We start from the raw sequence: 26,048 nt of genomic DNA, 5'->3' as shown, positions 1-26,048 counted from the left end.
GCAATAATGACCACCGTAAAAAACCATGTATCACATTTAACACATTTTGCTGATATTCAGTTTATGTTAAACTGAATAATTATACTGCTATTGTAGACTTAAATGGACAATAACAAAACATAGTAATCGAAACCGCCAACCAGACATGAATTTATTACTTCAATACACCCTCGCTCTGCTGATAAGCTGTATTTTTACAAGTTGCGTAAAAAAAGAGAAAGAAACGATGAATAAACCTCTACCTCCAAAGGCAGAAAAAATTGAAAAACGACTAATTGCCCACGGGCAAACCCGAATTGATAATTATTACTGGCTTAATGACCGGGAAGACCAAAAAGTAATAGACTATCTGAAAGCTGAAAATGCTTATACAGATACACTGATGAAACATACCGAGGGTTTTCAGGAGAAATTATACAACGAAATCGTAGGCCGAATCAAGCAAACCGATGAGTCAGTGCCTTATAGGTCAAATGGCTACTGGTACTACACCCGTTATGAGAAAGGTAAGGAGTATCCTATCTACTGCCGCAAAAAGGAGTCATTAGACAACGAGGAAGAAGTAATGCTCAACGTCAACGTAATGGCCGAAGGACATGAGTACTACCATGTTACTGGCTTGAATGTTAGCCTCGATAACAATTTACTGGCATTTGGTGTAGATACAGTAAGCCGCAGACAATACATTATTCGTGTTAAGAACCTTAGTACAGGACAACTTTTAGAAATGTCAATTGACAATACTACTGGGAGTAGCACTTGGGCCAATGATAATAAAACACTTTTCTACGCCAAGAAAGACCCAAACACATTAAGATCTAACCAAATATTTAAACATCGTCTGGAAGCCAAAACCGAAGACGAACTAATATTTGAGGAAGAAGATGAAACCTTCTACACCGGTATTTATAAAACAAAGTCAGATCAATACCTTATTATCTGGTCCGGAAGCACTTTGACAAATGATTATAAAATATTAAACGCCAATAACCCAGAAGGAAAGTTTAAACAATTTTCTCCTCGCGAAAAGGGTTTGGAGTATTCTATAGAGCATTACAAGGACCGGTTTTATATAGTAACAAATCTCGATGCGGTGAACTTCAGACTGATGGAAACACCTGTTGAAATGACCTCTAAAGAAAACTGGAAGGAGGTCATTGCCCATGACCCTGAAGTCTATCTTGAAAACATAGAAGTTTTTGAAAACTATCTGGTTATAGAAGAGCGATCCAAAGGTCTCTCTCACCTGAGAATAATTGACCAAAAGACAAAAAAGGAGCACTACCTGGACTTTGGGGAAGAGGCTTATACGGCTTATATCTCTGTGAACCCGGAATTTAGCTCCGGCCTGTTGCGTTACGGATACACTTCTCTAACCACGCCGAACTCTACCTTTGACTATAACATGAAAACCCGTGAAAAGACTTTACTTAAAGAACAAGAGATAGTTGGTGGGTATAATAAGGAGGAATACCAAACCAAGAGGTTGTATGCTGAAGCAAGAGATGGAGTGAAAGTACCTATATCATTAGTTTACAAAAAAGCACTTAGGAAAATGGATGGCAATCCCATGCTTCTATATGGTTATGGGTCATATGGAGCTACTATGGATCCTTCTTTTAGCTCTACGCGTTTGAGTTTGCTGGACAGAGGTTTTGTATTTGCGATAGCTCATATCAGGGGTAGCCAGATGCTGGGTCGCGAATGGTATGAGGATGGAAAAATGTTTAAGAAGAAAAACACTTTCAATGATTTTATTGACTGTGCAGAACACCTGGTAAAAGAAAAATATGCAGACAAGGACAATCTGTTTGCCATGGGGGGTAGTGCTGGAGGCTTACTGATGGGTGCAATAGTTAACCAAAGACCCGACTTGTGGAAAGGTGTAGTTGCTGCAGTACCGTTTGTAGATGTAATGACTACCATGTTGGATGAGAGTATCCCCTTGACTACCGGTGAGTATGATGAATGGGGAAACCCTAACACACTGGAGTCATATGAATACATGCTTTCTTATTCGCCTTACGACAACGTGAAAGTGCAGAATTACCCAAATATGTTGGTAACTACCGGGTTGCATGATTCACAAGTACAATACTGGGAGCCCGCCAAATGGGTTGCCAAGCTTCGTGAAATGAAAACAGATGATAACAAACTCCTGCTTAAAACCAATATGGATACGGGCCATGGAGGTGCTTCAGGAAGGTTCGAAAGGTTTAAGGAAGTTGCTCTGGATTATGCTTTTATTCTTGATCTGGCAGGGGTCCGGGAATAAAAAATAGTAAAAGACTAATACCATTTGCCCCGTCCATTCTATAAACCGACGGGGCTTTTATGTTACTCTAACTCAGACCTTATATCCTTAATTTCCCTTAAAGCGGCCATCTCCTTTTTTATTCCTGTATAAATAACAATGGTTAGAATAACCGCTATAATAACATAGCCTATATCCATAATGACAACCCAAAACTTCGGAATATAGTCTAAAAACTCAGGAGTTAATAGATAAAAACCCAAAGAGTAAAGTGAAACAATAGTGACAGTAACAGGTCCATGTATACGTTTTCTCCAGTTATAAAATTTAGATGCCTGAAGGGCTGTTGTTTTTGTATCTACATTGAATTCGATTTGATCTGCTTTTCTATGGCTAACAAGTTCTATGACTATTCTTACAACCAAGCCTCCTACCATCAACACAATTCCCAGCCGACTTATAGCCTCCTGCATAGGTGCTATAAAATAGAAGAATAGACTAATTCCTATACATACCAAAGCCAATATAGCTACATTGCCCAAATGAAACTTCTTGGATTTACTATGGTTTTGCATGGCAAAGTGCTGCATATCCTTAGCAGTCATTCCCGCATGAGCATCTTGTTTGCTATCTTTCCATGCCGATTGTAGTGATTCAAAATTATCCATGGTTATTCATTAATTCGTTTAACTTTTGTTTTATGCGGTGAACCTTCACCCGTAAGTTGCCTTCCTTAATACCCGTCACCTCTGCTATTTCATCGTATTTCATCTCATCGAGAACCAACATGATAATAATACGGTCAACGTCATTTAATCGGCCAATAGCCCAATACAATTCTTCATACTTATCGTTTGCATCTGACTGTTGAACCAGGCGGTCATACTGCTCATCAATAGGTTGCATATTAAACTTTTTTGTGTTTCTGATATGCAACAAACAGGTATTAACGCAGATTCTATAAATCCAGGTTTTTGGCGAGGCTTCATTCCTAAACTTTGGAAGTGCTCGCCATACCTGAATAAAAACTTCTTGGGTTAGATCTTGAGCCAAATCTTTCTCCCCTTTCATATAGCCCAGACACAAAGTATAAACCATGCCCTGATAGTTATTATAAAAGCTTTGAAATTGTTCCTGATGTTCTTGGGGCGACATTACTGCTGTAGAAATTCTTTAACCTGTGTAGTGAACCAGTCTTTTTGGTCAAACATAATAAAATGCTTGCTTCTATCAGCGATTCTAATCTCTTTAGAGCTTAGCTTTTCAAACTGATCATTTAAACCCTTACTGACCATTTCTTTCGAAGGGAAATCGGCAGCTATAATCAATGTCTCTGCCTTAATAGAGCTAATATCATCTCTCAGGTCAATCTTGAGTAATTCGGTATACCCATAAGCATAAGTTTTCCGATCTGCCTCCTCTATCCATGCAATCAGCTGTTCCACCTTTTCAGGCTGATTAGTCATGGAACTAGCCATATATTTGGCATTCTGGTGAAAATCCTCGTCACTCATGGTCAGCATACGCTGATTATATGGATTGTCAAAAGTAATATCCTCAGCTTTCATATGTGGCATCATTAGTTGCCTGAGGCAGGGAAGTGCATCCACCAAAATCAGTTTTTCTACCAATTGTGGTGATTCAGCTGCAATATCCATGGCCAACATACCGCCCATACTATGACCTATTATAATCACCTTACCAAGATTTTGCTCAGTAATATAGGTTTTCAGATCGCCTTTAATAGTTTCATACCATGGCATATTTATAGGTTCAATACCGTTAAAACCTGCATACGAAACCTGATGATATTGGAAGTTGGAACCTAATGACATAACTGTTTCATCCCAAATTTCTCCCGGACAAGTAAACCCAGGTAAAAGCAATACCGGTGTTCCGTTTCCACTTTTGTCAATCTCAAACGACTGCTGTGCGTAAGCATGGATGATTAATAAAACCGCTGAAGCTAAAAAGATTAATTTTTTCATATGTATCTATTTTTTTATTTCCTTGGATACAAATGTTTAACGATTGTTACAGCAAGGTGAAATTTTTTCGTCGAAGTGATTATTAGATATTTCCCAAGGATGGTCACTTTGAGCTTAGATTCCATTAGCCACCTACCTCATAAAGCATTACAATGTTCAATGGACGTCGATTCCGTCAAAATAAACTTCCGTGATAGCAATATCGGAATACTTAAACTCTCAACTTCTTTATCCTTCAGTTTGTATTCCACGCAGATAAGCTCTTTAACATATCCATTTGTAATTATTATTTCGGTAATTCGGAGACTGTCTGGCACAAATTCGTAAATCAGATATTCGCCGATTCCGTACTCCTCAACACATTCAACCCAGGCATTTTTATAATTTCGATCATGAGCATCTTTGGCTGATAATGGCTCTCTCCCTGACTTGCAAAAATGATTTGAAGCAGAAACTGATTTGGGACCACCTCCGCAATGCTAGCTGAAGCCATCCCCCGACACCATCTTTAATTTCGTCGCTATATTTCAAAATGTTATGTTCAGGTGCTGTTAACTCTTGGCTGTTTCTTCCTTCAGCATTCATTTTTCTAAAGACCTTATCACACTCATCAAATGGCCCGGGAGAGTTGAGTTTTTCTATGGCCCAAAGGAATAGGGATCAAGTATCTGAATATATTGACTTTTAATTCTGTAGAGTACAATCAAGACTATTGTGCAATAGTAATTGCATTATTCTCTTTATCTAAAAGAGAATAAATTAAAACATGTGGAAAATTTTACTCTAGCCAAAAAGCTTGACCAGTACTTATAATTGAACTTAAGATCAACTGCTGTTAATAACACATATCTCAAAAATTATGACAAAAATCAGCTAAAGAAATGATTTGTTTTTGAAGCAATTCTTTGGCAATAACGTCATTAGAGTATATATTCGCAATAGTTTATAATTAATCTAAATAAAGAGTACGTGAATTTAAGAAGTGTAGCAGATTTAACGCCCGGTGAAAGTGGTATAATCAACGGATTCATGGACGACACCCTTTCTTTAAAGCTTCTGGAAATGGGCTGCCTCCCAGGCCAACCGATAAAATTCAATTTTGCAGCACCATTGGGCGATCCTATCTGCGTAAGTGTAGCAGGTTATAACCTTTCTTTAAGGCTGGACGAGGCGATCACTATTTCCATTCAATAAATGTCTCATAGTGATACCCCAAAAATTGCGCTGGTTGGGAACCCCAATTCCGGTAAATCATCCCTTTTCAACCACCTAACAGGCCTAAATCAAAAAATAGGTAATTTCCCGGGTGTAACTGTTGATAAAAAAACCGGGTATTGTAAACTTGATGACCACACTAGGGCTAAGATCATCGACCTTCCTGGTACTTATAGTATCTACCCCAACTCTACTGATGAAAAGATCGTTTATGACATATTAGGAAACAAAGCAGACCCATTACATCCTGATGTGGTGGTTGTTATTGTAGATGCTTCTAATTTTAAACGCAACCTTCTACTATTTACACAAATTCATGACCTGAATATTCCATGTATTCTTGTTTTGAATATGATGGACATCGTGGAAAAAACGGGCCTGGCTATAGATGCTGATAAGCTTTCCTCTGAACTAGGCGTCCCGGTGATCCCTATGAAAGCAAGACAGGGGAAAGGTATTGATGTTCTTAAAAGAGCCCTTCTTGAAAATTTGGAACAGCATTTCCATCCGATATTTAATGCATATGAACTTGCCCCCGATGCTATTGATGCTGTAAAGAAAACTTTTTCGGTTAACGACGACTATGTGGCCTACCAAATGCTACAGCAATACCGAATCAATTCTTTTCTAACAGAAAATGAAAAGAATTTAATCATAGATATTACCGAGAAACATCAATTTAACCGGGATGAGTTAAGAAGAAAAGAAACTCTTGAAAGATATGCAGCTATCAACCATTTCATAGATGGTGCTGTTAAAGAAACTTTTACCCAGCTTCCCAAACGTTGGACACAAAAACTGGATAGAGTTTTTACCCATAAGATTTGGGGCTACCTGATCTTTTTATTTATTCTGTTCATGATATTTCAATCCATCTTTGCCTGGGCAACGGTACCGATGGATTTAATAGATCTTACTTTCTCAGAACTGAGTGTTTATCTGAAGTCGCAATTGCCTGAGGGTGCACTTACAGGGCTTTTAACTGAGGGCATTATTCCTGGAATAGGTGGTATTGTCATTTTCATACCGCAAATCGCCATACTATTTGCTTTTATTTCTATTCTTGAAGAGACTGGCTATATGTCGCGTGTGGTTTTTCTTATGGATAAGATCATGAGAAAGTTCGGCCTTAACGGTAAAAGCGTAGTTCCTCTTATTTCGGGTGTTGCATGTGCTATTCCCGCCATCATGGCTACACGTACCATTGAAAACTGGAAAGAACGTCTTATTACCATATTTGTAACTCCTTTGATGAGTTGCTCAGCAAGGCTGCCGGTTTACACTATATTAATTGCACTTATTATACCGGAAAAAACCATAGGGGGAATATTCAACCTTCAAGGTCTGGCACTCATGGGCATGTATCTACTCGGGTTTGTTGCTGCAATTGTGTCTGCACTGATCATGAGACTGATATTAAAAACCAAAGAACGAAGCTTCTTGGTAATGGAGCTACCTACATATAAGATGCCTCGATGGAAAAATGTAGGCTTAACGATGTATGAGAAATCCAAGACCTTTGTTTTTGAAGCTGGTAAAATAATTCTGGCGATCTCAATCGTACTTTGGGTGCTGGCATCATATGGACCCGGTAATAAGCTGGAAAATGCAGAAGAAATTATAGCTCAAACTTATAGCCAAGAAAACCTCTCTCAGGAGGAATTTAAAAACAAAATTGAGTCTTTTAAGCTCGAGAATTCATATGCTGGGATATTCGGCAAAGCCATAGAGCCGGTGATCATGCCATTGGGATACGACTGGAAAATAGGTATTGCTCTGATCACGTCTTTTGCGGCAAGGGAAGTATTCGTTGGTACTATGGCAACTATATACAGCATCGGCAATGTAGAGGATGAAAGCACGATAAAAAATAGAATGCGCAATGAAGTAAATCCGGAAACCGGCAAAAAGCGCTATGATTTTGCAACAGGACTCTCCTTACTGGTCTTTTATGCATTTGCCATGCAATGTATGAGTACTATGGCTATTGTATTTCGCGAAACCAACGGGTGGAAGTGGCCATTGCTTCAACTATTCTATATGACAGGGCTTGCTTATGTCAGCGCCTTAATAATTTACCAGACTTTGTCTTAAAAACACCATCAGGAAAGTACTGACAGGGCCACTTCAATCAAGACAATAAATTTGCGGGCTAATCAATGGGATCGCTAATAACTGTAGATTAAATAATCTTTCCCAGAAATTTCAAAAATAGTGTAAGTTTTTAGAAAGTTAAATCACTAATACTCTCAGACTACGACCTTCTAAGAGGTATATTTGTATTAAAAATTAAGATAATTTGGACTCCACCAATATATTCAACGAAAGAAAAGCCCTTTTTGAACAATCATTCATAGCGTTAAATAGAAGATATAACTCTATAGCTGCTCTCAGGATCACGCTGTTTATTATGGCCATAGTGCTTATTGTTGTATTTGCTAATATCCGTGATGGACTGGGAATAGGTGTAACTGTCATAGTCTTTCCTATTATCTTCGGCCTCATCGTTAAAAAGCATAATAAAATTGCTGAGCACCGTGACCTGGCTAGATTCTCAGCTTTGATAAATCAGCAGGAAACTGATCGGCTTGCGAACCGCATGACCGAACTAGATCAAGGGAATCAGTTCAAAAACAAAAAGCATCCATACCTTCATGATCTCGACATCTTTGGTCATAACTCCATTTATCAGCTTATCAGTAGAGCCGTTACACCTTCAGGTCAATCGTTAGTGGCCGAATGGCTTTCCAAACCAGCACACAAGCAGGAAATAGTATTAAGGCAGGAAGCAGTTAAGGAGATGATTCCAATGCTTGACTGGCGACAAGCATTTCAAGCCTCTGGCATGCAGCATGGACAGGAAGAGAACAAATTTCACTCGTTATTGCAGTGGATCAATGAACCCAACCGCGTTTTGGACATGGTGCTTTACAAAGCATTAGCCTATATATTACCTGTAATAACCATAACATTAATCATATTAAATATTTATGTTGGGCTAAGTATATACTTCACTATAGGTTTACTGGCAATCAATGGAATTATCCTGAAAAAATTTGCGGAGTATGTTGAAAACATCACCGACAAGACCTTTAAAAGTTTAAAGACTCTGCTAGCTTATGGAAGGATGATTAAAATAATTGAAACAGCAGACTTCAAAAGTGAACGGCTAAAGTTCTTGCAAAGTGTATTTGTCCATGAAGACCATAATGCTTCCGATTCGATACTGAAACTACAAAAGATTCTGGATTACCTACAGGCAAGATCAAACATGTTTTACCTATTCTTCAATTTCGGGCTACTTTTCGATCTTCACCTGGTATTTAAGGCAGAAAAATGGAAAGAGCAGCAAAAGGCTGATGTCAATCAGTGGTTTGATCATATCGGAGAACTTGAAGCCATAAACAGTCTTGCCGGATTTGCATACGCTAATCCGGAATATGTTATGCCCGACATCAGTGAAACTGATTATGTTTTTGAAACAACAGAAATGGGTCACCCTTTAATTCCTAAAACAGAGAGAATATCCAATACCATTAGTATGCAAGGTAAGGGTACCGTTAATATTATTACGGGATCTAACATGTCAGGTAAAAGTACATTCTTACGCACAGTTGGGATTAATATTGCTATTGCACTAGCTGGTGGACCAGTCTGCGCCAAAAACTTTACGGTATCTCGCCTGCAGGTATTTACCAGTATGAGGACAGAAGACAATTTGGAGGAGCATGTGTCATCATTTTATGCCGAGCTACGGAGAATAAGGATGCTCCTTGATATGCTAGAAAAAGACGACGTCCCGGTGCTATATATGCTTGATGAGATATTAAAAGGCACAAACTCAAAAGACCGTCATGCCGGTGCAGCCGCCTTGATTCGCCAAATATCTGATACTAACTCGATGGGTTTTGTATCTACCCATGATCTCGAGCTTGGCCAGCTTACGGATGAACTACCAAACCTGAAAAACTATAGCTTCAATAGCATTGTGGAAGGCGATGAGATCATTTTTAATTATACCCTGGAAGAAGGTATTTGCCATAGTTTCAATGCCAGTAAGTTGATGGAGAAGATTGGGATAAAGATGTAAGCTCTGTTAATGGTAGGCTATCGTTGGTAGAAAATTATTTATACTCTACCCAAATAAAATTTGAGCCGGCTAAACTTTTACAGCCGGCTCAATAATTATCAAAACGTAAGTTTCAAACCCAACGCTGCTATCCTTCCCCTATTTACCACACCAGCATCAGAAAGCGTAGTAGGCGTACGGTAGAGTTCGTCAGTAATATTACTTACTCTGCCAAATACAGTAAGGTTGTCGATAGTCATACCTAACTTTCCATTGACTACCGTATAATTGCTTTGATTTGAAACCTCACTTATCTTACCATGATAGATACCGTTCAAATTAAGGTTAAAAAGACCAAACCTGTAATTCAGTCGTGCAGAAACCATATTTTCAGGCATATAGGCATAGTCATCCATTAATTGTGTATATGTTGCCGTAAGAGATAATGATTCTACAGGCTTCAAAATGGCGGCTACTTCTATTCCGGAGGTATTCACATCTTCATCAAGATTATAAAAAGAAGGCACAAGCAGAGGGTTATTTGGTGCATCTACAGGTAGCGCCACCGGATTTAGAAAAATGAGGTTTTTAATGGTATTGTTAAAATAGGTTACAGTAGCCGAAAAGACAGATAAGTTCTGAGTATAGGCCAACTCAAAAGTTTGAATTTCTTCAGCCTCCAACTCAGTATTACCATAATCAACAGGGTTATACTGATCATAAAGCTCCAGGTAATTGGGGGCACGGAAGGCTTGCCCATACATAGCTTTAATTGTAGATTTGAATGGTGTGCTATAAACTATGGCTCCCCTTGGATTTATGCTTGACCCAAAATCATTATAGCTATCCAGCCTCGCACCAAAGGTTACCCGCAGGTTATCGCTGATAATATGACGATCCTGAACAAAAACACCCAAAATATTTCGCTTATCATCTGTATTATTAAATGGTAAATAGTATTCACGAACACCGCCAAAGTACTCAAATGTCAGGTAGTCGTGTGATGATAGTGAAACAGCCCTACTTATTCCTGCCTGCTCATAAGAAAAGCCTGCCAATAATTCATTCTTTTCACTGATATTGTACTTAGCATCGGTACTGAAGTTAAAAGCCGTGCTTTTCATATATGGACCTGCAAAAAAATCTTCTGTCAAGCCATCAAAACCCGTAGGAAGTATTACAGCTTTAGTCTTCCAGTTTTCTACACGATAACCCGTTTTGATGTTAAAACTTAAATTCTCACCGGCCTTCAGGTTGTAACTGAGGTTTGCCATCGACTGAGAAGATCGTTCATTGTTATTAAAGTCAGAAACACCTCCAAGCCCATAAAATCCGTTAAACTCACGTTCAAAATGTCTTGCCTCAAATTTTAGATCTTTTAATTTAATCCCAACCATAATGTCAACACCCTGTTCCGGGTCCGTCATGTCACCCCTACCTCCCAACAGGTCTTCAAAGTCATCAAACTCATACCCTTCATTGGTAAACCCTTTAATAAATCCGCTTACCTGAATATCGCGCACTTTGGCAGAAAAATTACCCGCCGCAGATATACCCTGGAAACTTCCGTATGAAACTGTGATGTCATTGGCATTTTCTTTGGTGACGATGTTAACCACACCGAGAAAAGCATTAGAACCATATAATGAGGAACCAGGTCCACGTATTACTTCTATCTGTTTAATATTTTCTACAGGGATAAGCCTGTTAATAATCGAAACCCCTCCTGTATACAAGTCATTGATACGATGACCGTTGACAAGAAACAAAATTGATTCCGAGAGTGCAGTGCTTCTTCCTCTTGAACCGATCCTGAACGCCTTACCCTGCTCAATATCTAATCCAGTAAAATAGCCGGGCACAAAGTTAAGGAGTTCTTCAACCGAGGTAACTCCCATACGCTCAATCTCTGAAGAGGTAAAAACATATACTGAAGAGGGGGAGTTAATAACCGATTCACTACCCTTGGAGGCAACCGAAATTTCCATATTCATCACCTCCTCCAAGGTCATTTCAAAATACTCCTCATCTTGGGAATATAATCGCCCTGTGAGGGTGATCAGGAAAAGTAAACAAAAACAAATCACGCACTTTAGCTTCATAATCAAGAAGTTTAGTTAAAAAAAAATCAATCCGTAGTGTTTGTTTTAGAGTTATGTGCTCAAAAACCGTACAACGCCCGTAACGGATTGAATCTATATCATATAAATTATGTGATTTTTTTTAATTAATCCAAGCACAAAAGCTCTCATTAAACTTTAATTGGTTTAACCCAGAGGTTCCATATCATTTATTTGAATTGCTGACTTAGCAATTCTTTCCTTTTGAGACAACTCAAACACAAAAATTAGAGCATACGCAAAAACATTAAATATTTTGCATAGGTGGGATATCCATTGCACCAGACAAACAGCCCCAAAAAGTTGCTTTTTTAATATCTACATCCTGTAAACCTGCCAAAACCGCAATACATCCAAATCCAAGAATACTTTTTGATTCACCATATTCATACATTAAATCAGCTTATATATACAATGAACCCCTAGACCAAACATTCCTAATCACTTGCTTTGACGAGAGAATTAATAGCTCAGGGAAAAAAGAAGAATCATCATCCTAAGGATAAGTAATACCAACGACATGCACTTCTCTTAACTAATAAACAAAATATGCACACAACAGGCCCATCAACCCTGATAAGTGCTATAGCTAAAACAACTGCAAACTGGTATATGCACGTTAAGCCGTTCTTAATACAATATTGGTTTAGAATTGATATGCACTTACTATTACTGTAATCAAATGCTATATCAATTCTTTGGAATATTAATAGGGTCTTTCAGTACCATCAGACTAACAATTTCGCGGTAGCGCTTCAGGCGTTGTATCTGCCCGTGAAGAGAATAATACATATGCATGAACTCCCGTTCATAGTCATCCATAAATTCAGCTTTACGCATTAGCTCAAGGAGTTCTTTCTCATAAATGAGATGAGCAAATTCCATATTATCCTGCTCATAGTGCACAATCAGGTCTCCAGCACTGGCTATTAGGTTATCTAGCCCATTGAGTAGCTCACAATATTTTCTTTTGGAGGTTTCCCATGAAGTATTCATAATGTAAAACGCTTAATTATCATGGCATATTTACCTATGATATAGTTAACAAAATTGCTGCAAAAGTAAACAGGGTCATTACCGTGTTTTAGGGGCGTTATGTGCAAACATCTCCGGGAAGTGCTCTAGCACCTCCCATTGATGGTAATCAACCTAAACCCAATTGGTGGGTAACTTAAATAAAACAAAATAATCTATTCGATTAATAGAATACAAACAAACGCTAAAAAGAATAAAAAATCAACATGATGTAATAATTAATGTTGTTATCACAAGTATTTTAGGTTTATCGATATATAGCTAGCCCTGCTGGGGACTATGTCAAAATTCACCAATGTAAGATTTGAAAAACTAATCACGTTATATCGCATAATTCTACCCTTGGTACACCATTTAGACCGGTTAGATAAATTTGTCTTAACTTGTGGTTCACAGTTACATTCTTTCTTATATTTAAAAAGTAGTTGCTAAAGGCCCTGTTATCACCAAAACACTTGATATTATATTTCTACAGATAATTATAGGGATATTGAAACAAGTTAAAAATAGGTGTTAAGAAGGCTTTTAATACAACTCATCATTATTATATTTGCCCCATAAACACGTTTTTCCCTTGGCATATACTGGTAATAAGATAGCTTACTTTCGTAAAAAGAACGGATTGACCCAAGACGATATCCGAGAAGAGGTGTACAAGCACACAGGTAAAAAATTTAGGCAAGGCACCATATCTTCGTGGGAAAATGGAAAAACAGCTCCTGATATGGATATTCTTAGTGTGCTGGCTTCCATTTTGCGCGTTAATGTTGATGACCTTTACGATAAACCCGAGCCGAAAAGTGAAGATATCATGACGGCTGATCTCATTAGGTTTAAAGATGGCCTGGCGCAGGCACAGGAGCTTTTTGCTCAAATGAAGAAAGAAGAAGCCTATCATCATATGGAAGAGCTCTGTACAGCAATGCTCAAAAAAATGAATGCCATCTCGGGGTCTTATGAAAAAGCTCAGGCCCAGTTGAGAGCTGTACGTGAGATTACGAGGTTGTAATAACACCAACACCCTTACCATTTTAGGACCTGTCTGACCTGGTATATTTTGCGACCAGTGATAAATAATACGGTTCCCGATATTATCACTAGCAACAAAAGCACAACTACAGCATAACTGTATAAGGAGTTTAATTGTACTTCGGCTTTTTTCTGCTTCTTTTCATGATCAAGTTCAACGGATAAGCCCAGTGCAGCTTGCAATGCCATAAAGTTAGTTTTATCTACCAACTCCTGTTCCAGTAGATCTTGTCTGGCATCAAATATCAGCACCTTTTCATATCGCTCAATGTTCACCGGCTTGTTTGCTCTTCGAAGTGCGACATATGATTCGCGAATGAGTCGTAGTGATTCTTGTAAATGCTCATTGATCACATCTTTGCTCGCTACGTTAATAGCACGTTCCAGATATTGAACACCCGTTTCGTAATCACCTTGTAATTGATGTAATCTTCCTAAAATATTGAGCACTCCACCAACGCTTTGAATGTCTTCAATTTGACCCGATAAGGCAAGTGCTTTATTCAACCATTCCTCGGCCTCCTTATACAGGCCCTGTTCCATATATACTTCACCAATATTAGCAAAACCAATGGCTTGCTGTTTTAACTGATTTACATTAATATACCTGAGTGATGTCTGGTAATGATCTATAGCTTCCCGATACTGATCAGCACGGTAATACATCGTTCCTAGCTGAGTATGTATGCGGTTCAAATAATACGACTGGTTTTCCGTTAAAGCTTCTGTCAATGTCAAGGCAGATTGAAAATACATCAGGGCTGAATCATAGTTAGGTGGTGAAGCGGCCAAATGACAAATCCCCAAATTCAGGTTTGCTAGTAGCAAGTGGTTTGGCTTTTTTGAAGTGCGATAAATCGATTTGGTCTTTTGATAAAATTTTTTGGCGTATTCATAATTGGCCGTTTCCATAAATACCACCCCTATGTTATCTAATGTCAGAGCAATTTTTTCTTGATCACCAACCGTTTCAAAAAAGTCAATTGCCTGTAGATAAAGATTAACAGCGCCAATATAATCAAATTGTTTTTTTCTAATAAGCCCCATGTTGTAGCAGGCTCTACCTGCCTTCAGGGGATCTTCGATTTCCATTGCCAGTTCTCTTTGCAAGCTAAGATATTTGAAGGCCGCTGTCATATTAGGTATCTCAAGATGAGCTTTGTACAAGGCATAGTAAATATCTAACTTGACTATATCATCTTGTTCACTGGCCAGCAATGCTTTTAATTGTTCAACATCTTGAGGGAAGTTTTGGTGAGAAGGTTCGGCTATTTCAGAATTACAAGAGACAAACAGCAATACTGTCACTATTGATGCAAAGACATACTTCATTTTCAGGCGTTGGTTTAAATGATCACCCAAATAGAACCTTTAATAAGCACCTTTACAAATACTTTATAACCGATACCTTACATGGTTAACTAATTCCTAAAATTGTATATTACATTGGCTCATGATCTTCTCCTTCATTTCCAACCGTGGCCACGGGCTCTTCAACATTGACTGGTTGAGGTACAATATTCTCAGATTCATCTGTACAGGCCGAAAAGCTCAACACAGTGAAAATTATACCTAGTACGATCATTAAATTTCTTAGTTTCATAGCGATTGTTTTTAAGTTTGTACAAGTATAATTTGAATATCGCTTTTAAAACACGTCAAATACCTGTCTAAAGCACTTCTGTAAGCTCTTTTTGCATGGCCAAAGAAATTTATTCCTAAAATCGTATATTTCATCAACAAAAAGTTGAACAACAAAATATACCTGGTATAACTCCCGTAAGTATTTAGGCCATTTTTATAAGTATACAGATAAACAATAATGAGATTAACAAAAACTTACACCCTGATGAATTATTTTTGCACCACATTATCTTAAAATTGTTGTATTTTTAACAATCCTATTATTACTATCTATCAGCATAGATAGTAATATTAAGTTTGTACAGTGCGAGAATAACAAACTTTGTAAATTCCTCACCCTAAGTTTCATTCCTGACACATGTTGATCGATGAGAATAGCGTTGCTGGCTAAACAAACTTTTCTATATTCATCATAAAGCCTAAATGCAGTCCTTCATGATAATTATTAAATTGGAGAGCATCTTCCAGCGATGCAAGAAAAAACCCAGTACCTGTCATACGTTCATTATAGTTTTTGAATCTTCCTGTAGCAAGGTCAGTCTCTGTTATTGTTATCATTGAGATCAACAAGCCTTTCAGTTCATCAACTTCCTCATGGGAGGTGTTACCTGTTGGCTTGGTTCCTGGTTTATAAAGATCAAACAGCTCGTCCGAAACATAAGCATCAAGACCTGAAGATTTATAAACTAACCCTTGCTGAGCCACTATAACATGTCCTATATTCCAAATCAGATTATTACTAAAGCCTTCGGGAATAGTGTTGAGTTGTTCCAGTGTATAATTTTGAAAATACTTGAGAAATAGATTCCGACTGGTCTTCCATATATTGAGTGTAGTAGTCACGCTTTGCTCTTTAATCATGACAATGTATTTTTAAAGTTATATTTAAAGTTTTTAATCCCTATTACTTAGCTCTGCTACCAATTTGCTTACCATTTCATTTGAGCTTCATTTTTACATCCAGCGGAGTGTATCTAAACTTCGAAATTGCCATCGCGATGGAGTCTATTATCCAAGGCATATCATTACCAAAAACACCTCCTCCAACCAAAGTTGGAAATACTTTAGAACTACCCGTTTTCTCAAAATTGATCAATGCAGCATATAAAGTTGCCTCGTAAGTAGCTTCTAATATTAACCGGGCAAATCGCTCCCAATATATAGACTCTATATTTGTGTATGCTACCGGAAGCGCAGAACAGTAGATTTGAGAAACAACCTGCCTTTCATTGGACAGGGTTACCTCTGTTTGCCACTGAATGCCAACTTTGAGTTTGCCTTTTAGAGCCTCTTTACACTCCTCTGTTGCTTTGGCAAGCATGGAGTTTATTTTCAATAGACCTTCCTGGCCAAGTAAAGCATAACCATTACTCATTTTCCAAAATTGGAATTCGTTGTTGCCTAGTTCCGTACCAATCAACTCCAAACAGTCAACCTGATTAGCAGCAGACTGACCAGACTGACCATTAACCTGAACGAAGTAATTTCTATATATTGTTCCGGCCCCACAGGCTATAGCACATGCCGGTCCTTGCGTAAAATCATGTTCATAACCATCCACCCCCTGCTCAGGGGTAACATGCGGACTCGTCATTTCCAGCAAATTGAACTGAGATGCGGCCTGAATAAGTGCGTTCGAGTTAGCTGTGTTTCTATGTATTTGCTGAATATCGGCAACAACCTCCGAAACACATATACTATCAGTATAAGCGCTTATTGATGGTGCCCGAGCCTTCAATTCATTTAGTGTGGGGACTTGCAATACCCCATATTGAAAGGACTTACTATTAACCTTCGAAACGATATGCATCCTATCTACTAAAAGATGTTCTCTTACATATTCTGGAGATATCTCATCGAAGCCGGTTAGGTTTTTGAACCACATTGTTTATTTACAAAACCTTTTATTCATATAAAGCCAAATTCAGCATAATAACCATTTTAATCAATATTAACTTTTTAAAATCGGCTTTTGTACCAATTAGCATACTCCGCATTCTTTACAGGAACAGGATTAGGAAAACTTATGAACTCTCTACAATACCCCTGACTCAAATCTTGCTTGCCATAGATATCGTAGGGTATAATAGTGTATAAAGGAGCAGCCTTGCCCACTTTAGCATTATAACCCCAAGCATAATTCATTGTGATTGTAATGTCATCTTCAGATATATATACAGATGGGGTACTTACATCAGGCCCTGTAACTCTGTAAGGAACTTCTGCCAACCGCTTTACGGTGGCCCGAATACTAAAATACTGAGGGTTCCATTCACAAGTTACTATTTCCATTGATATCACTTGCATCAGGTAAACTTGTGTTGCAAATTCTCCCTCTGAATCGCAACAATCGCAATAGTCTAAAAGGTATGGGTTTGATCTCAAGTATTTCTGCACTTGCTCTGCCTGCTCAAGCGTCATATTATCCCAAGGGTCTGCCCATGAGAGCATTGGGCATATAACCAGTAGTAATAGGAGGATATTTTTCATTATATTTTTGAAAATGATAGAATATTGACTCCATTAGGTCAACTTGCTCAAAAACCACCAAAATACAAAGTCCATTAATTATTATTAATACAAACTGGCCTTTAACTTTCTAAAGTTCAAAAACCCAATCACAATTTTGCTTTATAATTGCAAATCATCTTAAAAAAACACCCAGTAGCTTACGCTACCGGGTGAACATTAAGAAATAAAACTACCTGATTAAGTTATCTTCGTTTTAAAGCGCTGTGCCCATTACCCAATTCGGGTAAACCAAGGGTCTTTTTCACTTCATTATAATCTGTTACATTAAGTCTGCCTCCACTACTCCAGAATTCACCAGGAACCACAACCACTCTGGCTATCCACTCATCCGTATCCATAGCTGTGAGATCATCCAATGGAAATTCGGCATCAAGAAAGAGCTCGACATCATATTTGGTGAAATCGAAATTGTACTGAAGCATCCCGTTCTCAGTAATTACTGTTTGTGGCAAAGCTCTCCAAATTTCGTTACCATCCTGATCCACCTTCCAAAGCAAATAAACTAAGGCAACATCGGAATCATAACCTTCAAAGTCATCCGGATAGGATAACAATACTTTATAATCAGGAGCTGTAAAATTTATATCAGTATACTCAAATACATAGCCACTCTCTCCAGGTGCTCCTTCAGGACCTTGTGGACCCTGTGGGCCCTGTGGACCTACTGGTCCGGGAATGCCATCATCATCTCCAACATAGCACGATGCCAGTGAGAGCATTATAAGCAGGGCGGGAAGTAGTGAAAGTTTTTTCATAGCCAAATACGTTTGATTATATTATATGACAATCAAACATTAGACCATTTTTTCAAAAAAACAAAAAAACCTCTCATGAGGTCCTAAATCAATGTTTTTTGCAAATAAAAAGAGGCGCTTAAAGCGCCTCTTTTTATATCTTAATTGTCATTCTTACCTTCTTGGTTCTCTTCCTGCTTTTCGATATCCTCTTTGAATTCCCTTTCATCTCCAAAGTCATCAGCATAGAGGGCATCCAGTTTTTTGGAAAATTCCTGATTATATTCCAGCCATTCTTTGATGGCATTAAAGTAGACCTGAGCTACATCCTTAACCCTGCTACTTGTTTTAATACCATTTACAGTGAGATCTTTTTTGCCCAGAAGAGACATTTCTGTTTTGTTGTCTTGATAGAGTGCCTCAGAATATGCAATAGGCCCCTCAACAACTCTCGTTAAGTACAGGTTTCTATGGTACACTCCTTCAGATCTTTCTGAAAGGATAGAATATCGCTTGGCAAAATCAAAATTATTATCCTTCGGTAGCGCATCAACCTTTAATTCATCATTAAGCGCTTTGATGATATTACTAGCGAATACGTCAGATCCCTCAAGATCATGAGAAACCAATAATCTTAACAATTCAAACCTCTGATCAAGACCATCCTTCCCATCAATTTCAATACCTAAGAATGACCCTGGAACAAAGACCATACTGTAATTCTCATTGACCGGAGGTAAATAAAGGTCTCCATACCTTTGGCCTCCCTCACTGGCATTGTAGTGAATCACTAGTGTAAGGTCAGGTTCAAATTCATTAATCTTTTGACCCCTCGACACAAAATCCTTATTTCTAAACACATCATGGAACATCATAAAGTCAGGAGCCTCTCCTGTCATAAGATATTCAAATTTCTCACGGTTATACCAATCCTCCTTATACCCATGGATGATATCCTTTTTATACTCGGTTTTCACCCATTCTTGATAATTCATACCGAATGCACTCTTGCCATAGTCATGCGTTATCATAACCTTAGCACCTTTATTTTCTAACATTTCTTTCAGCACCAAAGCAGTAGTGTAGGCAAGGTTAGCTTCAAAAAACTGTATATCCCGTTTCTGATTAAATAGTTTACCCTCTGCGCGCACATATCGCTGCTCTAATTTTGCCTCCTCAAAGGTAGATGCAATGTGCCCTGGGTCCAACGCAACTTTTAGGCCTTTCCATTCACTTACCGGATAAATCGCAGGGTTAACGTGAGTATCTTTTACACCATAAAAATAATGCGAACCCTTACGACTCAATATATCTATAATATCCTCATCTGTCTGCTTTTCCAACATCTCATTAAAATGAGGCATCTCTCTCCAATAAAGGATAAATTCCGGTTTATTAACTTTCTGACTAGTTGGGTAGACATACAAACCCCGGTCATTAACCAGGACATTATCCAAGCACTCTGCCTCTTTGCACAAAAGCTGCAAGTTCTTGGTAACACGGTCCATATAAAACTTTTTTACAGGTATGGGCTCTAACTTCTGCGATTTTACCTGTCCTATGGTAATAGTAAAAAGCCCAATTAGAACAGTTATAGAAAGTAATCTTTTCATGTGTGTACGTTAATTGTTAACTGTAACGTGTAATTAGCAAACAACCTCTGCCCATCTGAAACGGTTATTGGAGCATTCTGGTTTTTGCTCATTCCATGGTTAACCCTATTAATAAATTAAACTTTTAAAAAATTTGGCCAATATCAAAGATATAGCCTTAAAACAAGTTAAAAAATAATTGACCCCTAACTTTATTTTCCAAAATCAAAGGCATCGTAAGATAGATATACAGCCATACTCAAATATATAAGTATAAAAGAAATTAACACGAGGTCTTGTTGACCAAAAGTTAATTGCCTACGAACTCCTGTTGTTCCATATTCAGGCTGTGTGTTAAGCACCATAATATCCAGAATCATTTTCGGAACGGCCAAATGCTCCCTTACAAACATGGCCATATTCATATCGCCATCAGCAGCATAGCCAATAGCATCGACACCAAAAAACCAGGAAAGAAACAAAGCCCGCTGCAAATGAAACCCCTGGCTTACAATCAATACATTTTGCAAACCAAACAACCTTTTCGATCTTACAATAGAATCCAACGTTCGAAAGCCCGCAAAATCGAGATTAATGATCTTTTGAGGCACCCCCTTCTTTATAAGACTGCGCATCATATCTCTTGGCTCATTGTAATTTTCCTTGCTGTTATCCCCACTGATTAAGATGGTAGATACATACCCTTTTTGATACAATTCAACAACAGCATCGATCCGGTTGGTATAATACAGGTTTTCATTGACACCATCCTGAAGATATTTATTCGTTCCCAATAGCAATACCGTATATTTCCGTTCTACGATATTCTCTATTTTATTGGCTATTCTGACATTCGAATAAAAATCCACAATCAGGTTAGTCATAAAAATAAAAAACAGGGTAGTAAATACTAAACTCAACACCCGCTTGCCAAACCAGAGCATTCCATCCAACACAAACTTACCTGAATAGAATTTATTAAGCCTATAAAGCAAAAAGTGGTCCACCACACTATGCATGATAAGTATGGAGGCGGCTAGAAAAACAAACCCCAAAATATTCCAGCTATCAATATGTTCCAGATAACCGGAAAGATCTTCCAAAACAGAGGACACAGTTTTTGTGCCCTGATTAAGGTCCGAGATAAGGGTACCTACATCACTGTAGTAAAATGGGAGCATAAAAAGTGCTATCAACAAGAATAGCACTCCCATAAAAATTAAAAACTTGAGTCCTTTCATTTAAACTATTGGCAAGCAAAGCATTGTAATCACTTTATACCAACTAAGACAACGGGATCGAAATATAGTAAATCTTGGCTCTAGTATCCATCTAAAACAGACATTATATAAATGTTAATTTTTTATATGGCTATAGGCCAAGTACCAGAAGTTACTTTCTTTAGCGACCCTTGTTTATAAAATTTACATAATATTATTTCTGGCTTGTTTTATTTCTCATTTGGAGGTTGGCCTCCGGTAATACCGTATTTGGCCACTTTATTTCTGCTATTGTTTTCTCCTCCCTCTTCATATGCAATAATACCCAATTCAAGAGCACGCTTTCTCCACCTATTCCTGGCATAAGCCTGCATATCCTCTACGCTGTCATATTCGTCCATAATCTCCATACCTAAAACCGTTTCCATAACATCTTCCATAGTAACAAGACCTGAAATACTACCAAACTTGTCAGTTGCTAGAGCAATATGTTCTTTGCTTTCAAGTAGTTTGTCGAGGATAAAAGGGAGCCTCATTTCTTTGTTAACCATAATAATGTCACGTTTGATCTCGCTGAGGATCATTTCATGGTTATCTTCAGCCATCTCAGTAAGCACATCATTTTTATGTACAAACCCGGTAATGTCATCCCGGTTTTTATTAAAGATTGGTATGCGTGAGAATTTTTTAAATTCAGGGTCCTGATAGAGGTCCGAAATCGTCTTTTCTTTCTGAGCCATGACCACTACTGTACGGGGAGTCATGATATCCTCCACCACTATGTTTCTGAACTTGATCATATTCTTTAACATTTTAGACTCCATCTCATAAAACACCCCCTCCTTATGCCCGATATCAGCCATGGCTGATACTTCTGCTCTACTTATGGTAAACTTTTCCTTGTTGCCAGATATCAGGTAAGTAATTCCCTTCGAAAGTAATACAAGAGGGTACATTAACCAGATCAGTATATTTAATGTCTTCGCCGTAAACCCCCCTAATGATCTCCAATAAGTAGCTCCAAGGGTTTTAGGGATAATTTCGGAAAAAATAAGGATCAGTAATGTCAGTATTGCTGAAACAACTCCCAAATATTGATTCCCAAACACTTCTGCAGCCTGCGCACCTACTCCTGCCGCACCAACAGTGTGGGCAATAGTGTTGAAAGACAATATAGCCGCCAAAGGCTTATCTATATTTTCCTTCAGAACACTTAGCCTTTTCTGAAGTGCATACTTCCCCTCTTCTTTTAACGCTTCTATATATGAAGGGGTAATACTTAGCAGCACAGCTTCCAAAACGGAGCATAAAAATGACACAAATATGGCAATAGCGAGATATAAAAAAAGTAGTATCATAGGTTTTAACTTGTTAGATCAACAATTAAATAAGATGAAAAACTGCCCATCTCAAAAGAGACCCATAAATTATCATTTATAAAGTATGACTATATTTGATAATCCATCAACATAGCATTCATGAGCAAATTTCTTTACAATCTGTATAATTCCGGCTGGTTATTGTTGCTAATATGTGTAATCGCAGCATGCCAAACTAAGGTAGAAAAACCGGCAAACATATCCTTAAACAAATATTCCGACTCCATACTGATACAAATTTATGATTATCAAGACAAAAGGGACACAAAAAATCTGTTGAGTTACTTCAACCATGAGAATTCTGATTATCGAAAGGCCGCTGCCGAGGCTTTCGGTTCAGTACAGGATAGTCTGGCTATTCCCATGCTGAGTCACCTTCTATATGACAGTTCATCTCAAGTACGAAGGGCTGCAGCATACGCGCTGGGACAAAGCTACGACAGTAGCGCAGTACTACACCTGACTCGTGCTCTTCAGGGTGAAGATAGTGTTTTTGTACGTAAGGAGCTCCTCGAGGCCCTAGGTAAAGTAGTGACTCAGCCACAGATACAACTTCTATATCATCACCCAGTCCCTACTACAAAAGAAAAAGAAGGTATGGCATGGGGTCTTTACAGAGCCGCGATCAGAAATGTGCACGATGGAGCCGCCATCCGTTTAGGAGTATCTTTGCTAGATGGTTCAAACAGTTATGAAGCACGATTAGGAGCTGCTCATTTATTGGCAAGGGGCAAAAACCTGGACCTTAAACGATACCAGAATTCCCTTATCACAGCAGCCACTCAGGATATTTCACCCCTGGTACGTATGGCAGTAGCAACGGCTCTACGAAATATACCTACGGAAAAGACGAGAAACACTCTAGCTAAATTGGCTGGCAAAGATTTGGATTATAGGGTAAGGGTCAATGCTTTAAGATCATTGACTGCTTTTGACTTCGAAAAGATCAACTCTGTAGTGTTCGAGTCTTTGAATGATACAAATATTAATGTGGCCATAACCGCCGCAGGAATTATTGAAGCCAAAGCATCTAACAAAGATCAGGACCTCATCACAGAAAATGCTTTGAAAGCCCATAGCTTAAAGATAAAAACCATGTTATTAGGAACAGCACTAAAATTGGCAGATGACAAAGCTCCTTTAGTTGACAGTATAAAGCAAATGTATAACGGGAGCCATAACTCATACTTCAAAGCTGACCTTTTATCTGCTTTGGGTAATGCCTTAATATCGTATGAGTTCTTAATTACGCAAACCTACTCGGAAAAGCACCCTGCGATAACCACAGCAGGAATATCTGCTTTAGCAAAACTGCGAAGCACGGAAAGTTTTCCTGAAGAATTAGAGCCTGCATTTACTGACGTTTTCAAGCAAGCTATCGAATCAGAAGATATTGCTATGATTACTATTACCTCTGACCTGCTAACAAACCCTGAATTTAACCTTAAAGAGGCTTACGATAGTGTCGATTTTTTGTATGAGGCTAAAAGTCGACTTTCGCTGCCAAAGGATAATGAAGCTATTCAATCGCTAAACAAAGCAATTGCATATTTTGAGGGTACTATAGCAAAAGAAGTTATCAACGAATATAATCACCCCATTGACTGGGAGCTGGTAAAATCGCTATCAAAAGACCAAAAAGTAGTTGTAGAAACAGAAAGAGGAAATATCGAGCTACGCTTAATGGTTGAAGAATCACCCGGGTCGGTTTCTAACTTTGTGGCACTTGCACAAAAAGGATATTTTAATGGTAAAAATTTCCATAGAGTAGTGCCCAACTTTGTAGTACAGGGAGGTTGTAATCGCGGAGACGGTTACGGAGGTGAAGATTATTCTATACGTTCCGAACTGGCTAATCTAAGATATACGGAGGGCACAATCGGCATGGCTTCAGCCGGGAAAGACACTGAAGGAACGCAATGGTTTATTACTCACTCTCCTACACCGCATTTGGATGGAAGATATACTATATTTGCACAGGTAACAGATGGGATGGATGTAGTTCATCAACTTCAGGTAGGTGATACCATTCAGTCGGTTAACCTTAAAAACTGATTTTAAATATAACAGCCGGTTGGCTAATTCTTTTCCAATGTCTCAAAGATCTATACAGGCAGAAAAACTGGGCATACTAGGTGGTGGTCAGCTAGGCCGAATGCTCATCCAGTCAGCACTTGATTTTAATCTGGATATTAAAATCCTCGACCCTGATGAAAACGCGCCATGTAAAAAAGTTTCTGGTGAATTTGTTATTGGAAAGCTAACTGATTTTGATACAGTCTATAACTTTGGAAAGGACTGTGATATTATCAGCATCGAAATAGAAAATGTTAATACGGATGCCCTAAAAAGGCTACAGTCAGAAGGTAAAAAGGTGTTTCCTCAGCCTGAAGTTATAGAGCTTATACAGGACAAACGTATTCAGAAACAATTCTATCAAGCAAACAATATCCCTACTGCTGAATTCATACTTACCGAGAATCGAAATGATGTCAGCAACTACAAAGACTTTCTTCCCGCTGTCAACAAACTAGGAAAAGAGGGGTATGATGGCAGGGGGGTTCAGGTATTAAGATCAGAATCTGATCTTGGAAAAGCCTTCGATGCCAAAGGTCTGCTTGAAAAACTGATAAATTTCAAGAAAGAAATAGCTGTAATCGTTGCACGTAACGAACATGGTGAAATAACGAGTTTCCCCCCTGTGGAACTAGTCTTCCATCCAGAGGCAAATCTGGTTGAGTACCTCTTTGCCCCTGCTGAAATTTCTAAAGCTGTAGCTCTGGAAGCAGACACCATAGCCAAAAAGGTTATTTCCAAACTTAACATGGTTGGGTTATTAGCTGTGGAAATGTTTGTAGATCAGGACGATCAGGTTCTGGTCAACGAAGTGGCTCCGCGTCCGCATAATAGCGGTCACCAGACTATTGAAGCCAACTATACATCGCAATATGAGCAACATTTAAGGGCTATATTTGACTTACCTCTTGGTAGTACTGAAGCACTCATTCCTTCAGCGATGGTCAACCTGCTGGGGGAAGATGGATACTCTGGTCAGGCTAAATATGAAGGGTTAAATGCGGTTATGGAGCAAAAGGGTGTCCATATCCATCTTTATGGTAAGAAGTTGACCAAACCGTTTAGAAAAATGGGGCATGTCACGATAGTTGACCGTGATGTGGCCGCCTTGAAAGAGAAAGTAAATTTTGTAAAACAAACGTTAAAAGTGATCGCATAAGT

The 26,048-nt window shown here is 38.4% G+C and carries 22 protein-coding genes and 1 pseudogene; 7 read left to right on the top strand and 16 right to left on the bottom strand.

The window, feature by feature from the left end:
• The first annotated feature begins 226 nt into the window (after nucleotides 1–226).
• Nucleotides 227–2,275, top strand: a complete 2,049-nt coding sequence (locus JMN32_RS07540; RefSeq protein ID WP_238354377.1) for a S9 family peptidase — start codon at nucleotides 227–229, stop codon at nucleotides 2,273–2,275.
• A gap of 62 nt (nucleotides 2,276–2,337) precedes the next feature.
• Here JMN32_RS07540 and JMN32_RS07535 read toward each other — a convergent pair whose 3' ends face one another.
• The 4 genes and pseudogenes from JMN32_RS07535 to JMN32_RS27715 form a co-directional block, all read right to left on the bottom strand.
• Nucleotides 2,338–2,922, bottom strand: coding sequence for a hypothetical protein (locus JMN32_RS07535; RefSeq protein ID WP_202855699.1), 585 nt, complete (start codon nucleotides 2,920–2,922; stop codon nucleotides 2,338–2,340).
• Nucleotides 2,915–3,409 (bottom strand): RNA polymerase sigma factor, encoded by a 495-nt coding sequence (locus JMN32_RS07530; RefSeq protein WP_202855698.1) that lies wholly within the window; start codon nucleotides 3,407–3,409, stop codon nucleotides 2,915–2,917. The genes JMN32_RS07535 and JMN32_RS07530 overlap by 8 nt, the downstream gene beginning before the upstream one ends.
• Nucleotides 3,409–4,242 carry an alpha/beta fold hydrolase gene (locus JMN32_RS07525; RefSeq protein WP_202855697.1) on the bottom strand — a complete coding sequence of 278 codons (834 nt, stop codon included), beginning with the start codon at nucleotides 4,240–4,242 and terminating at the stop codon, nucleotides 3,409–3,411. The genes JMN32_RS07530 and JMN32_RS07525 overlap by 1 nt, the downstream gene beginning before the upstream one ends.
• Nucleotides 4,243–4,379: 137 nt before the next feature.
• A pseudogene (locus JMN32_RS27715) lies at nucleotides 4,380–4,706 on the bottom strand (NADase-type glycan-binding domain-containing protein); the annotation flags it as partial.
• Between the two features lie 505 nt (nucleotides 4,707–5,211).
• Here JMN32_RS27715 and JMN32_RS07520 point away from each other — a divergent pair.
• The 3 genes from JMN32_RS07520 (at nucleotide 5,212) to JMN32_RS07510 (ending at nucleotide 9,547) form a co-directional block, all read left to right on the top strand.
• Nucleotides 5,212–5,436: a FeoA family protein gene (locus tag JMN32_RS07520; protein ID WP_202855696.1), complete on the top strand. Its 225-nt coding sequence runs from the start codon at nucleotides 5,212–5,214 to the stop codon at nucleotides 5,434–5,436.
• Entirely contained in the window at nucleotides 5,437–7,551 is a 2,115-nt protein-coding gene (gene feoB, locus JMN32_RS07515) for a ferrous iron transport protein B (RefSeq protein ID WP_202855695.1), read from the top strand. It abuts the gene before it with no gap.
• Between the two features lie 205 nt (nucleotides 7,552–7,756).
• Entirely contained in the window at nucleotides 7,757–9,547 is a 1,791-nt protein-coding gene (locus JMN32_RS07510; RefSeq protein WP_202855694.1) for a MutS-related protein, read from the top strand.
• A gap of 98 nt (nucleotides 9,548–9,645) precedes the next feature.
• Here JMN32_RS07510 and JMN32_RS27510 read toward each other — a convergent pair whose 3' ends face one another.
• The 3 genes from JMN32_RS27510 to JMN32_RS07495 form a co-directional block, all read right to left on the bottom strand.
• The gene (locus JMN32_RS27510) at nucleotides 9,646–11,628 is read right to left on the bottom strand and encodes a TonB-dependent receptor plug domain-containing protein (RefSeq protein ID WP_202855693.1); all 1,983 of its coding nucleotides are present in this window, start codon (nucleotides 11,626–11,628) and stop codon (nucleotides 9,646–9,648) included.
• Nucleotides 11,629–11,893: 265 nt separating this feature from the next.
• Complete coding sequence (locus JMN32_RS07500; RefSeq protein ID WP_202855692.1) at nucleotides 11,894–12,040, bottom strand: hypothetical protein; 147 nt, start codon at nucleotides 12,038–12,040, stop codon at nucleotides 11,894–11,896.
• A gap of 296 nt (nucleotides 12,041–12,336) precedes the next feature.
• The gene (locus tag JMN32_RS07495) at nucleotides 12,337–12,642 is read right to left on the bottom strand and encodes a hypothetical protein (RefSeq protein WP_202855691.1); all 306 of its coding nucleotides are present in this window, start codon (nucleotides 12,640–12,642) and stop codon (nucleotides 12,337–12,339) included.
• 613 nt (nucleotides 12,643–13,255) lie between these two features.
• On the opposite strand from JMN32_RS07495, the gene JMN32_RS07490 reads away from it, so the two are divergent.
• Complete coding sequence (locus JMN32_RS07490) at nucleotides 13,256–13,690, top strand: helix-turn-helix domain-containing protein (protein WP_202855690.1); 435 nt, start codon at nucleotides 13,256–13,258, stop codon at nucleotides 13,688–13,690.
• A gap of 14 nt (nucleotides 13,691–13,704) precedes the next feature.
• Here the strand turns inward: JMN32_RS07490 and JMN32_RS07485 are convergent, their stop codons facing one another.
• The 9 genes from JMN32_RS07485 to JMN32_RS07445 all read right to left on the bottom strand — a co-directional run bounded on the left by JMN32_RS07485 (nucleotide 13,705) and on the right by JMN32_RS07445 (nucleotide 22,790).
• Nucleotides 13,705–15,042, bottom strand: a complete 1,338-nt coding sequence (locus JMN32_RS07485) for a tetratricopeptide repeat protein (RefSeq protein WP_202855689.1) — start codon at nucleotides 15,040–15,042, stop codon at nucleotides 13,705–13,707.
• A gap of 109 nt (nucleotides 15,043–15,151) precedes the next feature.
• Nucleotides 15,152–15,313, bottom strand: coding sequence for a hypothetical protein (locus JMN32_RS07480; RefSeq protein WP_202855688.1), 162 nt, complete (start codon nucleotides 15,311–15,313; stop codon nucleotides 15,152–15,154).
• Nucleotides 15,314–15,741: 428 nt separating this feature from the next.
• Entirely contained in the window at nucleotides 15,742–16,215 is a 474-nt protein-coding gene (locus JMN32_RS07475; RefSeq protein WP_238354376.1) for a DinB family protein, read from the bottom strand.
• A 76-nt stretch (nucleotides 16,216–16,291) separates the two neighbouring features.
• Nucleotides 16,292–17,239, bottom strand: coding sequence for a hypothetical protein (locus JMN32_RS07470; RefSeq protein WP_202855687.1), 948 nt, complete (start codon nucleotides 17,237–17,239; stop codon nucleotides 16,292–16,294).
• A gap of 74 nt (nucleotides 17,240–17,313) precedes the next feature.
• Entirely contained in the window at nucleotides 17,314–17,844 is a 531-nt protein-coding gene (locus tag JMN32_RS07465; RefSeq protein WP_202855686.1) for a hypothetical protein, read from the bottom strand.
• 224 nt (nucleotides 17,845–18,068) lie between these two features.
• The gene (locus JMN32_RS07460; protein WP_202855685.1) at nucleotides 18,069–18,641 is read right to left on the bottom strand and encodes a hypothetical protein; all 573 of its coding nucleotides are present in this window, start codon (nucleotides 18,639–18,641) and stop codon (nucleotides 18,069–18,071) included.
• A gap of 140 nt (nucleotides 18,642–18,781) precedes the next feature.
• Nucleotides 18,782–20,233 carry an N-acetylmuramoyl-L-alanine amidase gene (locus tag JMN32_RS07455; RefSeq protein ID WP_202855684.1) on the bottom strand — a complete coding sequence of 484 codons (1,452 nt, stop codon included), beginning with the start codon at nucleotides 20,231–20,233 and terminating at the stop codon, nucleotides 18,782–18,784.
• A gap of 191 nt (nucleotides 20,234–20,424) precedes the next feature.
• Nucleotides 20,425–21,453, bottom strand: coding sequence for a SanA/YdcF family protein (locus tag JMN32_RS07450; protein ID WP_202855683.1), 1,029 nt, complete (start codon nucleotides 21,451–21,453; stop codon nucleotides 20,425–20,427).
• A 209-nt stretch (nucleotides 21,454–21,662) separates the two neighbouring features.
• The gene (locus tag JMN32_RS07445; protein WP_202855682.1) at nucleotides 21,663–22,790 is read right to left on the bottom strand and encodes a CNNM domain-containing protein; all 1,128 of its coding nucleotides are present in this window, start codon (nucleotides 22,788–22,790) and stop codon (nucleotides 21,663–21,665) included.
• Nucleotides 22,791–22,910: 120 nt separating this feature from the next.
• Here JMN32_RS07445 and JMN32_RS07440 point away from each other — a divergent pair, with 120 nt between their 5' ends.
• Nucleotides 22,911–24,866, top strand: a complete 1,956-nt coding sequence (locus JMN32_RS07440) for a peptidylprolyl isomerase (protein ID WP_202855681.1) — start codon at nucleotides 22,911–22,913, stop codon at nucleotides 24,864–24,866.
• Nucleotides 24,867–24,903: 37 nt separating this feature from the next.
• Nucleotides 24,904–26,046, top strand: a complete 1,143-nt coding sequence (locus JMN32_RS07435; RefSeq protein WP_202855680.1) for a 5-(carboxyamino)imidazole ribonucleotide synthase — start codon at nucleotides 24,904–24,906, stop codon at nucleotides 26,044–26,046.
• Nucleotides 26,047–26,048 lie beyond the last annotated feature (2 nt).

This window comes from Fulvivirga marina (assembly GCF_016775155.1).
GTDB classification, from domain to species: domain Bacteria; phylum Bacteroidota; class Bacteroidia; order Cytophagales; family Cyclobacteriaceae; genus Fulvivirga; species Fulvivirga marina.
Note: the sequence above shows the minus strand (reverse complement) of the source record. Positions and strands in the feature narration are given on the sequence as shown.

Excerpts from the sequence above, each read along its gene's own strand:
- JMN32_RS07540 (WP_238354377.1), top strand. The coding sequence starts at position 227 with ATGAATAAACCTCTACCTCCAAAGGCAGAAAAAATTGAAAAACGACTA.
- JMN32_RS07535 (WP_202855699.1), bottom strand. The coding sequence starts at position 2,922 with ATGGATAATTTTGAATCACTACAATCGGCATGGAAAGATAGCAAACAA.
- JMN32_RS07530 (WP_202855698.1), bottom strand. The coding sequence starts at position 3,409 with ATGTCGCCCCAAGAACATCAGGAACAATTTCAAAGCTTTTATAATAAC.
- JMN32_RS07525 (WP_202855697.1), bottom strand. The coding sequence starts at position 4,242 with ATGAAAAAATTAATCTTTTTAGCTTCAGCGGTTTTATTAATCATCCAT.
- feoB (WP_202855695.1), top strand. The coding sequence starts at position 5,437 with ATGTCTCATAGTGATACCCCAAAAATTGCGCTGGTTGGGAACCCCAAT.
- JMN32_RS27510 (WP_202855693.1), bottom strand. The coding sequence starts at position 11,628 with ATGAAGCTAAAGTGCGTGATTTGTTTTTGTTTACTTTTCCTGATCACC.
- JMN32_RS07500 (WP_202855692.1), bottom strand. The coding sequence starts at position 12,040 with ATGTATGAATATGGTGAATCAAAAAGTATTCTTGGATTTGGATGTATT.
- JMN32_RS07495 (WP_202855691.1), bottom strand. The coding sequence starts at position 12,642 with ATGAATACTTCATGGGAAACCTCCAAAAGAAAATATTGTGAGCTACTC.
- JMN32_RS07485 (WP_202855689.1), bottom strand. The coding sequence starts at position 15,042 with ATGAAGTATGTCTTTGCATCAATAGTGACAGTATTGCTGTTTGTCTCT.
- JMN32_RS07480 (WP_202855688.1), bottom strand. The coding sequence starts at position 15,313 with ATGAAACTAAGAAATTTAATGATCGTACTAGGTATAATTTTCACTGTG.
- JMN32_RS07475 (WP_238354376.1), bottom strand. The coding sequence starts at position 16,215 with ATGATTAAAGAGCAAAGCGTGACTACTACACTCAATATATGGAAGACC.
- JMN32_RS07470 (WP_202855687.1), bottom strand. The coding sequence starts at position 17,239 with ATGTGGTTCAAAAACCTAACCGGCTTCGATGAGATATCTCCAGAATAT.
- JMN32_RS07465 (WP_202855686.1), bottom strand. The coding sequence starts at position 17,844 with ATGAAAAATATCCTCCTATTACTACTGGTTATATGCCCAATGCTCTCA.
- JMN32_RS07460 (WP_202855685.1), bottom strand. The coding sequence starts at position 18,641 with ATGAAAAAACTTTCACTACTTCCCGCCCTGCTTATAATGCTCTCACTG.
- JMN32_RS07455 (WP_202855684.1), bottom strand. The coding sequence starts at position 20,233 with ATGAAAAGATTACTTTCTATAACTGTTCTAATTGGGCTTTTTACTATT.
- JMN32_RS07450 (WP_202855683.1), bottom strand. The coding sequence starts at position 21,453 with ATGAAAGGACTCAAGTTTTTAATTTTTATGGGAGTGCTATTCTTGTTG.
- JMN32_RS07445 (WP_202855682.1), bottom strand. The coding sequence starts at position 22,790 with ATGATACTACTTTTTTTATATCTCGCTATTGCCATATTTGTGTCATTT.
- JMN32_RS07440 (WP_202855681.1), top strand. The coding sequence starts at position 22,911 with ATGAGCAAATTTCTTTACAATCTGTATAATTCCGGCTGGTTATTGTTG.
- JMN32_RS07435 (WP_202855680.1), top strand. The coding sequence starts at position 24,904 with ATGTCTCAAAGATCTATACAGGCAGAAAAACTGGGCATACTAGGTGGT.